At 53.5% G+C, this 13,629-nt stretch carries 10 protein-coding genes; 2 read left to right on the top strand and 8 right to left on the bottom strand.

The window, feature by feature from the left end:
• Positions 1-39 precede the first annotated feature (39 nt).
• Positions 40-2,856 carry a hypothetical protein gene (locus IPK01_09600; GenBank protein ID MBK7933738.1) on the bottom strand — a complete coding sequence of 939 codons (2,817 nt, stop codon included), beginning with the start codon at positions 2,854-2,856 and terminating at the stop codon, positions 40-42.
• A gap of 168 nt (positions 2,857-3,024) precedes the next feature.
• Between IPK01_09600 and dacB the strand changes: the two genes are divergently transcribed.
• Positions 3,025-4,665 carry a D-alanyl-D-alanine carboxypeptidase/D-alanyl-D-alanine-endopeptidase gene (gene dacB / locus IPK01_09595; protein ID MBK7933737.1) on the top strand — a complete coding sequence of 547 codons (1,641 nt, stop codon included), beginning with the start codon at positions 3,025-3,027 and terminating at the stop codon, positions 4,663-4,665.
• Here dacB and IPK01_09590 read toward each other — a convergent pair.
• The 7 genes from IPK01_09590 to IPK01_09560 all read right to left on the bottom strand — a co-directional run bounded on the left by IPK01_09590 (position 4,564) and on the right by IPK01_09560 (position 12,094).
• Positions 4,564-5,115, bottom strand: coding sequence for a hypothetical protein (locus IPK01_09590; protein ID MBK7933736.1), 552 nt, complete (start codon positions 5,113-5,115; stop codon positions 4,564-4,566). The two genes, dacB and IPK01_09590, sit on opposite strands and share 102 nt — an antisense overlap.
• 23 nt (positions 5,116-5,138) lie before the next feature.
• Positions 5,139-6,545, bottom strand: coding sequence for a UDP-N-acetylmuramate:L-alanyl-gamma-D-glutamyl-meso-diaminopimelate ligase (gene mpl / locus IPK01_09585; protein MBK7933735.1), 1,407 nt, complete (start codon positions 6,543-6,545; stop codon positions 5,139-5,141).
• 875 nt (positions 6,546-7,420) lie between these two features.
• A complete protein-coding gene (locus IPK01_09580) occupies positions 7,421-9,490 on the bottom strand; it encodes a S46 family peptidase (protein ID MBK7933734.1) in 2,070 nt (689 codons plus the stop codon).
• Positions 9,491-9,495: 5 nt separating this feature from the next.
• A complete protein-coding gene (locus tag IPK01_09575; protein ID MBK7933733.1) occupies positions 9,496-10,098 on the bottom strand; it encodes a hypothetical protein in 603 nt (200 codons plus the stop codon).
• Between the two features lie 44 nt (positions 10,099-10,142).
• On the bottom strand, positions 10,143-10,550 hold the full coding sequence (locus IPK01_09570) for a hypothetical protein (GenBank protein ID MBK7933732.1): 408 nt from the start codon (positions 10,548-10,550) through the stop codon (positions 10,143-10,145).
• Positions 10,551-10,552: 2 nt separating this feature from the next.
• On the bottom strand, positions 10,553-10,897 hold the full coding sequence (locus IPK01_09565; GenBank protein ID MBK7933731.1) for a hypothetical protein: 345 nt from the start codon (positions 10,895-10,897) through the stop codon (positions 10,553-10,555).
• A 36-nt stretch (positions 10,898-10,933) separates the two neighbouring features.
• Entirely contained in the window at positions 10,934-12,094 is a 1,161-nt protein-coding gene (locus IPK01_09560; GenBank protein ID MBK7933730.1) for a pyridoxal phosphate-dependent aminotransferase, read from the bottom strand.
• Between the two features lie 39 nt (positions 12,095-12,133).
• On the opposite strand from IPK01_09560, the gene IPK01_09555 reads away from it, so the two are divergent.
• Complete coding sequence (locus tag IPK01_09555) at positions 12,134-13,594, top strand: cytochrome P450 (GenBank protein ID MBK7933729.1); 1,461 nt, start codon at positions 12,134-12,136, stop codon at positions 13,592-13,594.
• Positions 13,595-13,629 lie beyond the last annotated feature (35 nt).

Raw genomic sequence — 13,629 nt, 5'->3', positions numbered from 1 at the left:
TAACATAAGTTGGTCCGCATTCTATTTTTGTCGTTTCTATTATCGAACAAAAGCATTCGGAAGCGGGATATCGCCGATTTGGCCGAACTGCTGGATAAGTGTTCCGGCGGTCGAGCGTTGGGCGAACCACGTTGAGTTCGACGGGCGGAAGACGGCGGCGTCATACTTTCCGTCACCGTCGTAGTCGCCGGGCACCGGCAGATCAGAGGCAATTCCGAACGGGAACGCAAAGTAGCTGTTATTCTCGCTTCGCAAAATATACCAATCGCCGGTCGCAGGACGCCAGAACGCTACATCGGCCTTGCCGTCGCCGGTATAGTCGCCCGATACTGCCTTGTCCGTCGCCGTGCCGAACTCGAACGCGACAGTTCCCGCACTGCTCCTGGCAAGCCACCATTGGCCGAGGCTCGGCCGGTATATCGCGATGTCGGCCTTGGCGTCGCCGTCGTAGTCAGCCGGAACCGGAAGGTCGCCCGCGATGCCGAATTGCTGTATGGCCGTGCCGCCGCCTGAATTGGCGATGAACCAAGTGCTGTTCGAAGGTCGGAACACAGCCGGATCGGACCGGCCGTCGGCGTCATAGTCAGCAGGTACAGGAACGTCGCCGCCGGAACCGAATGGAAATGCGAAGAACGAAAAGTCGTCGCTCCTCAGCACATACCAGAAACCGGTCGAAGGACGAAAGAAGGCGATGTCCGTCTTGTTGTCGCCAGTGAAATCCGACGGAACGATGACATCGGTCGCAGTCCCGAACTGCACAGCTCCATTTCCGCCGTTCGATGATCTAGACCACCACCACTCGCCGCCGGAACCGCCGTTCGGACGGTAAATACTCACATCTGACTTATTGTCGCCGTCAAAATCGAAAACTGTACCTAAATTTGAAGAGCTGAAGATCGAGAAACTGAATGCAGGCGTCACCGAAAAACCGTTCGCAGCGGCCGCATCCGTAATGTACCATCGCCCGTAAAACGTCCGGCCGACCAATGCCAGATCATTCCGGATAGAGAGTTTGACGCTGCCCCAACCGCCTCCGTTTCCGGTGCCGGCAAGGTCAATCGTCACCCGTGCGAATGAACCGGTCGAAGGTACAGCCGAACCAACTCCGGGGTCGTTCGAATCGATAACCAGAACCGCAGGTGCTCCGCCGAGCCCGCGGGAAACTGCGACTGTAAAACTTGGATTTCCAAGCAGCGGCGGCTCGATCGCGGTTGGAATCGGAACGATCGCTCCCGCCCCGGCCCGTCCGATTCCTGTAATTACAGGCACACGGACCGACTCAGTATATAATCGCGGCCGATCAAACGGGGCTCTCTCGTTGGCGACTCGAGGGTCGGTCAGTGGACGCCGCATAAATGCGGCGAGGTCGGAACGCTGCTGATTCGTAAGGTTTAATGGATGAATTAGGTCGGGGTCAATATTCGGAGCACTAAAATCGCCGCCGCGGCGGTAGAGTTCGATCACGTCCTCAAGATTCTCTTTCCGGCCGTTATGAAAAAACGGTCCTCTAAGGGAAACATTTCTCAGCGTAGGTGTCTTGAATCGGCCATTGTCTTCTACCAGTCCAGTGACGGCTCCTCGACCAATATCCTCGTTCTGCGGCCGAACGCCGATATTGTGGTAATTATTATCACTGAGCAATGGCCCGCCGTGACAGGCATTGCAGTTCATATCGACAAATACTGTCTGACCGTCCTGTTCCTCCAAGGTAAGCGGCTGGATATTCTGAATAGCGAGGTCGAGCGGCGTTCGATCAGAGAAGAGAGTGCGTTCGTGTGTTGCGACCGCCATTGCGATCCTCGAAGGAGTCACTTCGGGAGTTCCGAAAGCCTCTTGAAAAAGCTGCGGGTATGTCCGGTTTGCGATCCACGACTTAAGTCCGTTTGGAAGCCTTGTTGCCAGAGCAAGCGGTTTCGACGATTCGATCTGTGATGCGACTTGCAGCCACGTGCGGCCGCCATGTGCCATTTCGGCCGAAGAAAGAGGCGGTCCGGCGGACTGACTCTCAAGGCTTGCCCATTCGGTCAGAAGCACGGAATTGGTGATCTGATCCCGAAAAATATCCGTCGCACGACCATCCCAGAACAGGCCTTGGCGGGTATATGCCCCGTTCAGATAAGTCGGCGATTTGCGGCCGGTCACTTGGGGATTGATGCCGAAGAGCGGGATCGAAGTATAGGTGCCGTTAATATTGTTTTGAGGTACGCCCGGCGAACCCGAAATGTCGTCGCCTGTGTTGAACGTATTGTCCGGTCCCGCATTGGTCGAACGGCTATCTCCTATCACCGTGCGCGGATCGCTGCCCCCGGCCGCAGGTCGGTGACAGGTGCCGCAGGAAACTGTCTTTGTTGATGACAGTTGCTCATCCCAGAAGATCGTCTTGCCCAGATATGCTTTTGCGGCGGTAATAGGGTTGCCCGTTGGTGCATTCGGCGGTTCAAGCAGCCCGAATGGGCTTGGCTGGACCGTTCCAACCGCCCGCCTTCCCTGGTCAGCAAGACTTAGTTCACTGACTGTGCCGCCATTTTCGGCCCGGACCCAATAAAAATAATTTGTTCCCGCAGACGGCGGGGTATCGAAAAAGTAGTTTGCCGCTGTCGTGCCTACGTCCGCAGCTCCGCCGGCATTATTCACAGTATTTCGGAAAATTCGATACAGCGTCGCACCGCGAACGGTATCCCAATGGATCTGGATCTTTTCAACATAGCTGTTGTCGGAGGCATCAACATTTGTCGGCGAACCGATAGCCTCAGACAGCATGCGGCCGCTTACCTTGTCAGGCTTAAGAGGCATAAGAAAGAAAGCGATCCCAAGCACCGCAAACACTGACAAAGTGACCAATTTAACTCGATTCATCGAAGGTAAGCTCCAATCTTTCAGATCTCAATAAATGCCTTTTCCCGAAAGGGGTTGCGAACGAACAAGTATATCAAAATCAATATGGCGAATAAAATGCACTTGCGGATGCGTCCGGGCTGTCAGGCGAAGTTTGTTGCCTACCATTTTTCCGTTAGAATCTGACCTATGAAACTCACCTCTAGGTTCACCATTCTCGTCCTTTTGGCAACGGTATGCTTCGCCACCACCGTTACGCGAGTCACCTCTGCTCATGATGATGCGAGTATTAGGGCTTCGGAAACGCCGACTCCTTCGCCGAAGGTAAATCCGGCACCAAAACCAACCTCGATCCCAGTCGCGACGCCGAGTCCGACTCCAGCAACGGTCCAGACCGTTGCGGATCTACAATCGACGATCAGGCAGCGACTTTTCTCGCCAGAGGTTCGCCGAGGTCGCATCGGAATCAAGATCGCGTCGCTCAATTCGGGCAAGATCCTATTCGAAAACGACGCTGACAAATACTTCATGCCGGCGTCAAACATGAAGAATTTCACCGTTGCGACTGCGATCGAGCGGCTAACGCCGGACTTCCGGTTCGTTACCTCAGTGCGGGCAGCGGCCTTGCCGGATGCTGACGGAACGTTGAAGGGCGATCTCGTCGTAATCGGCGGAGGCGATATCTCGATCTCAACGGCGTTCTCAAATAGCGACTATTACAAGGGAATTGACGATCTTGCCGAGAAGATAGGTAATGCCGGGGTAAAGAAGATCGAAGGTGATATCGTCGGCGACGAGAGTTATTTCAAGGGATTTAGAATTCCTGACACGTGGGAATGGGACGACCTGCAATCGTATTATGGAGCTGAAATATCGGCGTTGCCGCTGAATGATAATGCGGTCGATATCAGCGTTATGCCCGGATCACGCGGAAATCAGTGTATTGCCAGGATCTCGCCGATGAACCAGATAATGCGAATCGTTAATCGATGCGTTACTGGACAGTCGGGGACGAAGCGAAACCTCCGAGTGTTCAAACAGATCGATCAAAATGTCGTTGAGGTCAGCGGCACAATGCCGACAGGCGATAATACGTATCAGGCATCGATCACGATAACGCGACCGGCAGAGTTGTTCGTTGCCATATTAAAAGAACGCTTGCAAAAGAGAGGAATTACAGTCACCGGCCGCTCGCGAACATTGGCTAATGGTGAACGGGCGTTTCCCTTTTCGAACGGTGCTTCAATATCCATCGAAGTCACAAAACTCGAATCGCCGCCTCTCTCGCTGATCGCAGCAAAGACTATGAAGCCGAGCCAAAATATGTACACCGAAACTATCCTGTGGACGCTCGGCGAAGAGGTCGGCAGGAAAAACGGCGGTTCCGGCAATAGTTCGAACCTCGGGCTCAGCGTAGTAAAGGGCTTCCTCAAGCAGATCGGCGTGCCTGACGACGGTATCGTTCAATGGGATGGCAGCGGGCTTTCGCGGCACAACCTGATCACGCCATCGGCCGTCGTTACCCTTTACACGTACATGGCAAAGCAGAGCAAATACTCGCAAGCCTGGCGTGACAGCCTGACGATCGGCGGGGTTGACGGCACGCTGCGAAACCGTTTCAAAGGCACCGCCGCACAAGGAAATATGCGTGGCAAGACCGGCACGATCGACCAGGTCTCGGCTCTCTCCGGCTACGTGACCACTGCCGGAGGCGAGCAACTCGTTGTTTCACTTGTAGTCAACGGAGTGCCAACACCCGGAGCACGAGTGGCACTGATCGATGAAATCGTCGTTAAGCTTGCGAATTTTAACGGCAAGATCGATCAGTAAGGCATTGAGCAAAAGGCGTGAAGAGCGAAGGCGTTTTCCGGTTTCCCATTTGAGAACCCGCAGCATTATCGGTTCGCAAATAGCCCTGATGAAAGGGGGTCGCGACGTGAAATTGAATTTATAAACAACGTTCGACGTGCCGTCTTCGAGATCCAAATGCCGGATACTTGCCGCAAACGTCTGGAAAAAGCTCGTCGGCTCTAACATCCTAACGGCCGCCACCTTGCCCTTTTCAAACGTCACGTATTCGGTACGGATCGCAATACTCCCCAATATCCGCCGCCCGCGGCACACCGTAACGACGCCTTTATCCGCGACGCTAAACTCCGGCTCGACGTACGCCTCACTCAAAAGTGTGTCCCATTCCAGCCGCCGTTTGTAATCGTGAATGATCTCAAACACCTCAGCGGCGGCGATCGGCATTATTTCTTCGACGGTTCCAATCGGCATGCTGATCCAAGTCCAAGTTTACGTTAGCTTCGGAGAACGTTCAGTATCTTTTCGTGGATCGCACCGAATCCGCCGTTCGACATAATGGCCAGAACATCGCCGTCCTTTAATTCAGGGGCGAGATGCGAAACGATCGCGTCCGCGTCGGCTAGGGTCATGGCATTATTTCCGTCGGAGACAATGTTGGCGACGAGGCGGCCGACGTTCATTACATCGCCGTAGGTTTTGGCGTCTTCGGGATTGAAGACCCCGGCAATAATGACCTGGTCGGCGTGCGAAAAGGCCGCTCGATACTTTTCCTCGAATATCGACAAACGCGACGAGCGGGAACGCGGTTCGAAGATGGCGATCAGGCGGTTGTTGGTGTATCTCTGACGCAATGCTTTTAATGTTTCATCAACTGCCGTTGGATGATGGGCAAAGTCGTCGATGACCGTGACGCCGCGTTCGACGCCGCGGATCTCCATTCGGCGTTTGACCGATTTGAAGGTGTCAAAAGCCTCCTGAATCTTCTCTTTCGAAAGGCCCCAAGTGTCGGCGGCGATGATCACAGCGAGGCAGTTTCGGACGTTGAATTCGCCGATCATATTGGTCGTGAATTCGGCCCAATTCTCCCCGCTGCAATAGACCTGAAATCGCGTTCCATCACTCGTAAATTCAATATCACGAGCCTGCCATTTCGCATCTTCGGAGAGCCCAAACGTTTCGACCGTCGTGTAAAGCTTACCTTTCATCTGGTCAAGCACCTCAACAACGACGGGCGAGTCGATGCCGCAGATGAGGCGGCCGTTGCCGGGGACGAGATTCATCAGACGCGAGAACTGCCACTTGATGGCGTCGATGTCCTTGTAGATGTCGGCGTGGTCAAACTCGATATTATTGACGATCGCGATCTCAGGCAGATAGGACATAAACTTCGGCTTTTTGTCGAAAAATGCCGTGTCGTATTCGTCGCCCTCGATGACAAAATAGTCGCTGTCCGTGACCCGGAAGCTCTGTCCAAAATTCTGCACGACACCGCCAACTAAAAATGTCGGATCAAGCCCGCCGACCTCGCAGATCCAGGCCGCGATGCTGGTCGTCGTTGTCTTGCCGTGCGTTCCGGCGACGACCAGAGATCGGCGTCCTCGGATGAACTCTTCACGCACAACCTCGGCCTGTGAACGGTACAAAAGCTTGCGGTTGAGCACTTCTTCGAGCTCAGGATTGCCCCGCATTATCGTATTGCCGACGACGGTGCAATCCCGCGGGGTGTCAACATTCTCAGCTTTGTAGCCCGACATTATCTCGATGCCCAACGCCTCGAGTTGCGTTGACATCGGCGGATAGACGTTCTGGTCCGAGCCGGTCACCTTGTGCCCACGAGCCTGGAGCATCCCGGCCAAACTCGCCATCGCCGTTCCGCATATTCCGATCAAGTGATAGTGCATAATTCGCAAAAGACAATAGTTTAATCAAGCGACTTCGATTTGGCGAATTTGAGTGTCAAGATCGCGTTTTCAGGGGAAGACCAAATGTGTTTTTTTCACCTCAAGTTCAAATTGTGGTACGTACCACAATTTTATCAACAAAAAATGAAGAAAATGCCGTAAAAGTTCTTTCTGCCACAGTTTTTAAGGGGCCAGCGACAATGTTTTAGGGGGGCTGCGACAGTAAAAAACGGCCCCAGTGACAATAAAAAAGGGCTCAGCGACAATCCGTTTTTGGACGAATCAAGACTGTCGCTGGCCTTGCCGGAGCCTGAATTCGAGCGAAACGAGTTTTCTCTGCCTTCGGGCGAGAACGATCAGAACGACAACATTGACTGAGCAGATGAGATAGATGAAGTTTCGCTTCAGATCCTCACTTCATCCGCACAAAATCGGCCCAAATATCCACGCTGGTCCGCTGCCCGCGGACGAGAACAACCATAACGATCGATTCGACGCCGCCGATCACCGCGACCGAGCCTGTTGCCGCAGGATACGGCTCCACCGGGAGAGAGTATTTGTTTTTGAAACGATGTTTCGATAAAGTTTTGGTCCATCCTGGATCAGGAACGGACTCCGGGACTTTTAGCATCTGACATCAGCGGCGTCGAGCGTTTATAGAAGGTCAAAGAATTAACATTCTATCTTCTGTGCAGCGGGTGACGCGCCGGTGCCGAGCGCGCTTGTAAGATAGGAAACAGGCCGCGAATCAGCACGGATAAAACGGATAGGAACTAAATTCTTCTCTGAGCTATCCGTTTGATCTGTGGCTGATCTCTTTGCGTAGGTTGGCGAGCCACCCCGTCAGCCGCTTCGGTTGACGGGGTGGAATCGACCTACTTCCCTAACAACTCATTCGCCAAGCGGTCGGCGTCGTAGACCTTTCTGAGGGCTTCGAGGATGCCGGCGGAGTGAACGCCGACGGCTCGGGAGCCTTCGTTCTCTTCGATGTACCAGTAGCGGTTCGAGAGTTTTTGGTTGTTGCTGTCGAAGTTGAGGCCGACGATCTCGCCGGCACGATTGATGACCGGCGAACCGCTGTTGCCGCCGATGGTGTCGGCTGAGTAGACGAAGTTGAGCGGCGTTGATAGATCGATCTTATCCTTGCGGCTGACAAGCGAATTGGGCAGGTCGAACGGGGATTTTCCGTTGAAACTCAGCCATCGGTCGTAGAGGCCGAAGAAGGTCGTTTTGTACGGCACGAGAGTGGTGTCTTCGTCATAGCCGAGGACCTTGCCGTATTCGATGCGGAGCGTCGAATTGGCATCGGGCGGCATCGTCTTGCCGTAGACGGCGAAGCGGGCCTGTGCGATCTTGGTGCCGTTGGCGGTCTCGACGTTGGAGATGTTGGCCTCGTTCCATGCACGCAGTTCGCGGGCGATCGGCTCGATACGGCGTGCGAGAGTGACCATCGGGTCGGTCGAAGCTGTTACGGCTGCGGCTCCGCCATCGATCAATGCTTTCCGGGCGGCCGGATCGATGAGCTTTGTCTCACGAACTGCACGGCCGGCGACCTCGGCCGGATCGGCTTCACCCAATGCGGCTTTTACAAAAGGATCGTTCACGCCCAGTACTTTGACGGCTTCTTCGAGCCATGACGTCAACGCGGCTTCCTCCATTTCACGATAGATCGGTGCGGGCGAGGCGAGCGAGGCGTTAAAACCGGCCAGACGCGTATCGCGGAATTCGGGATAACGAGTGTCGTTCGGTTTGGCGACCTCGATGTGGTAGGTCACGATCTGCTGGGCGATCGACGCCAACCTCGACGCGGAAATATTTGAGAATGCGAGCCGATTTGCCATTGCAGGCAGCTTGGCATAGGCATCGCCAATGTTCTTCCAAGCAGGTGCGTACTGTTTGTCGAGGTCAGGCTTGGCGGCGAGTTTGTCGCGAAGATCCTTTTCCTCGGCGACCTTGCGGGCGAAGTTTCGCGGATTCAAGAGGCCGTCCTGCTGGGCTTCGAGACGTTTTAACGAATTGGCAAAGCCGCGCATTCCGGGGTTTGCCTGCCGAAGCTGCTCCTCGCCTTTTTTCGAGTAAGTTTCGAGTGCCTTGCGGCGGAGTTCCCAGACCTTTTTCTGCAAAGGGTTGCCGATATCGCGTTGGTAAGTAAGCTGCGAAACCGTCAAAAGACGTGCGGTCGAGCCGGGATAGCCGGAGACGAGAATGAATTCGCCGTCAGCGGCACCTTTCTCCGACCATTTGAAATAGTTCGGCGTCGCGGCTGGCTTGTCGTTCTCGTATGCACGCAGAAACGTGAAATCGAGATCGTGACGCGGATAGACGAAGTTGTCGTAATCGCCGCCGAAAAACGCCGCCTGTTCCTCGGGAGCCATGACGAGACGAACGTCGCGGTAGATCTTATTCTTATAAAGCCAATATTCGCCGCCGCTGTAAAACGACACGACCTGACAGTTCAAACCGCCGGAGGTCGCGGTGCAGTCCTTCTCGATCGCCGAGATCTCAGTCGAGCGTTTAGCCGCCATCTCGGCATCGGTCTTGCCTACCTTGGCCGCGTTGTGGACACGGTCGGTCACGTTATCAAATGACACGAGCACAGCGGCACTCGCATCGGGGATCTTGATCTCGTCAGCCTGCGTTTTGGCATAGAATCCCGTCTTGAGCAGGTCGCGTTCCTTGCTCGAAACGCGTTCGATATAACCGGCGGCGACGTGATGATTGGTCGCGATAAGGCCATTCGGCGAAACGAATCCGGCCGAGGAATTATTCACCTTTGGCGACGCGAGCCGGACGTTATCGAGCCATTCTTTTGTCGGCTCGAAGTTGTAGCGTTCCTTCCACTGCTTGAGCGGAAGATTGTCGAATGTCCACATGCCTTCGTCGGCGAAGATCGAAATATTCAGAGCAAAGCAGAAAAATAAAATTGCAGCAGTAAAGCGTTTCATAGTGTTTATTTGATGCCGGCGATGCGAGCGAACGGCAATTTTTTTGTCGTCTTAAAGTAATCGAAACCAAACATACTGTTGTTCTCGTCCTTCATTTCGGGTGTCGGTTCCTTTGGTTTTTTGGTCGTGAGATCCAGGTATTTTCTTGTTTTTCCGATGCGGCGGCCGGATCTATTGAAGTAGAAATTTGTTTGAACGATATAGTCACCCATGAATGTTCGCATTTCGGACTCGACTTTTGCGAGGGTGCCGTCCGGGCGAAAATAGTGAAATGTGTAGTTTGCCCAGTCGCCGGACGGACTAAAATCGGTGAAGTTAACCCCCACGAACTTGCCGCCTTGTTTCCAGCAATATGCTATCGAATAGGTCTCAGACTTTTCTCGAAATTTTTCTAGAGCCTTTTCAGATCCAAAACGTTTCCATTTGCTCTTTGTCTGTTCAGGATCGGCAGTATCGGCGAAAATGATCTTATGACGGTCATTACCCAAAGAAAGTTTCTTGATCGTTTTGACGTAAGTGTCTATCGAACGCACCGAATTGGTATTTTGTGCGTTGGCAAAAAGTGCCAACGCAAACAAAATTACGGTTGTCGAGGGAATTTTTTTCATCTTGAGAAAGTCGATAACAAAAATATAGCCAAAGGAGCAAATTCTCAATCAGCATATCGCGCGAGAAACAACTTGCCTTCCGGTTCGATCAAACCGAGCTTTATGCGATTTAACCAACCGCTACGGCCTAGAACATTCCGGTCGAAAAGATTACTTTCTGCGAAATAAACTGTCGAAGTGATTTCGATGCCTAAAACATTAAGAACGACTTCATGTCCGAAAGCCCTAAATGAGCCCGTCGCCGTGCCGATCATAACAGGAGTGCCGGTCTCGATCTCAATATCTAGTGCGTTTCCGTGAAGTCTTCGAAATATACAAAAACTTGAGCCAGTATCTATCTTGGCTCGCAACTCTTCGGTTTTCCCACCGAAGATCATCGTTACCGGTACGTTGATCCCGATCTCGAAGAGGTTGTAATCATGGGAAACGTCAAATTCAACTGATTCGCTCATCTCTACCAGCCGCCAAAGGGCAATTCATTTGCGTTTATTCGCTCAATAAACGGACTCTCTATTCCTTTAGCCCTCGCTTCATCAAATACTTTCTTTCCGTCGAGGCCATGAGCGATTAGCTGATCGCCATACAGACAAACCCATTGTCCGTCGTACTCATCTTTATGGGTTCTGATCCAATGTTCAGCCTTCTTAAATCGAGCAATGGATTCATCAAGCTCGGTTCTCGTGGCGCCGTTCGATTTTGGTTCAGTCCGACCAGATTCGATTAGTTCAAGAAATCTATCGCGGTCTGACTGCGGCAAAGCTTTGACCGTTTCTGCTAATTGTTCAACTGATTGAATCATTTGCTCACCTCAAACGATATTTTACCATCGTTTTTGCTAACTCAGAACACCTTTCAGCTTGTCCATCGCTCCTTCGAGGACGGTGTCTTCGCGGGCGATGCAGATGCGGACGAAGGCGTCCCAGTCGTCGCTGTCGGCGAACGCGGAGCCCGGTGTCATTCCGACTCCGGCATCGCGCATGAGCATTTCGTTAAAGGCGATCGCGTCATTGAATTGTTCCGGGATGCGTGCCCACAGATAGAATGCCGAGCCTGAGTTGTAGATGTCAAAACCGAGGCCCGTCAATATCTCGGATGTAAACGCGCGTTTGCCGTCAAATTTGTCGCGGAGCTGCGGGTAATATGCATCGTCCGCCATCAAAACCTCAGACAATGCTGCCTGCAGCGGCGTCGCGGGGCAGACGTAGATGACGTTGGCGGCATTGTTGATCGGTTGAATAAGCTCGCCCTTGCCGTAGGCGTAGCCGAGACGCCAGCCGGAGATGTTCCACGATTTAGAAAATGAATTTACGGTGATCGTGCGCTCCCACATGTCCGGCAAACTCGCTATCGGCGTGTGCGGGTTTTCGCCGGTGACGTAGTGCTCGTAAACTTCGTCTGAGACGACCATCAGGTCGAGTTCTTTGGCGACGTCGGCGATAGCTTCGAGTTCGGTCTGGGACATCACCTTGCCGCTCGGATTTGCGGGCGTACAGACAATGATCATCTTAAGCGGAAATTCGCTGCGATCCCGCAGCTCCTTGCAGCGAGCAAACAGTGCGTCTTTCTCGAATGTCAACTTTTCGTCAAGTTCGAACGTCTCAGTTTTGGAGCCGAAATCATCGAGTATCCGGCGGTGATACGGATAATACGGTTCGAAAACAAGCGCCGACCTGCCGCGAAGGTAGCTTTGAGCGACTCCGATCAACGCACCTGTACCGCCGTTGGTGATCATCACCTCGAACGGCCGTGCGTCCACATCGACGGTGATGTTGTTGTATTTGGCGATCTTGGCGGCGACGGCCTTTCGCAGGCCTTCGTGGCCTTCGCTGCCGCCGTAATGATTTTGGCTGGCGGCGATGATGCGCGCGGCTTCGGCGGCGAGCTGCGGGTCGATAGGCAGTTCTGATTGCCCTTGTACAAGATTGCCGCTCGGCGGCACAAGCCTAGTAATTGCGCGGATATCCGGCTTGACTTTCATAAGTTTCGGTTCTGACATAATGTAATAAAAATAGCAGTTTTTGAGCGATATTTCTAAATGCCTTACGACAACGCCAACAAAAATGTAACTTCCCTGCCGCCATCACAGCTGCCGAGTTTTATCGGCGGCCACCTGCCGGCATTCTGGCGCGACCGGACGGCGTTTTTAACACGGCAAGCCGAACTCGGCGATGTAACATTTTTGAGAATGGGCCCACAGCCGGTCTTTTTCTTAAATCATCCTGATCTGATCCGAGATCTGTTTGTCGTGAACGCCGATAAATTTGAAAAAGGCCGTGCATTGAAACGGGCCAAGGTTCTGCTCGGCGAGGGCCTTTTGACCAGCGAACGCGAAGCGCATCTGCGTCAACGGCGGATGATACAGCCTGCGTTTCACCGCATAAGGATCGCTGAATACTCCCGTTCGATGGTCGAGTATGCCGAGCAGATGGCCGCCAGTTGGCAAGACGGCGAGACCCGCGACATCGACAAAGAGATGATGCATCTGACGCTGCAGATCGTCGCCAAAACGCTCTTCAACGCAGAGGTCGAGGACGACGCGGATGAGATCGGGGCGGCGATGACGACGATGGTCGAGCTGTTCAATTTTCTGCTGCTTCCATTCTCAGAATGGCTCGAAAAGCTCCCGATCCCGCACTCGATCAGATTCAAACGGGCAAAAAAGAAACTTGACGAGGTCATTTACGGCATCATCAACGAACGACGAAGGACAGGCGAAGACAAGGGCGATCTGCTCTCGATGCTGCTGATGGCTCAGGACGAAGACGACGGCGGAACGATGACGGACCAACAGGTCCGCGACGAAGCATTGACGCTCTTTCTCGCCGGTCACGAGACGACCGCGAACGCATTGACGTGGACCTGGTATCTGCTGTCGCAAAATCCTGAGGCCGAGGCGAAACTGCATGCCGAGCTCGTTTCGGCGTTCGCGGAAGGCGGAAACCTGAGCGGTAGCGAGGGTGTTCTCTCGGCATCGGATACTAGTATTGACGCTAAGAACACACTCGCTACCGGTCGTGTCTCAGCCTTCCGAACACCAACTATCAACGACATCCCGAACCTCAAATTCACTGAGGCCGTCCTCGCCGAATCGATGCGGCTCTATCCGCCCGCATGGGCGATCGGGCGAAATGTGATCGCGGCCCACGATTTCGGCGGCTTTACGGCCAAGCCCGGCACGCTGATCCTGACCAGTCCGTTCATCACACATCGCGACGCAAGATTTTTTGACGATCCGCTCGAATTCCGCCCCGAACGCTGGGAAACAATGAGCGTCAAAGAAGCCGGCAATCGAAACATCTACTTCCCCTTCGGCGGCGGCGGCCGTCGATGCATCGGCGAAAGCTTCGCCTGGACCGAAGGAATTTTGCTCATCGCGACCATTGCCCGAAAATGGAAATTATCGCTCGATCAAGGTCAAAAGATCGGCCTCAATCCGCAGATCACGCTACGGCCGAAGTTTGGAATGCGGATGACCTGTCAGAGCCGAGAGCGGTAGCGACCAGGTTCCTATTTTCATACGCAAACCAAAAC

The organism is Acidobacteriota bacterium (assembly GCA_016713675.1).
GTDB lineage: Bacteria > Acidobacteriota > Blastocatellia > Pyrinomonadales > Pyrinomonadaceae > OLB17.
The sequence above is the reverse complement of the archived record's forward strand: the minus strand, read 5'-3'. Positions and strand labels throughout refer to the sequence as shown.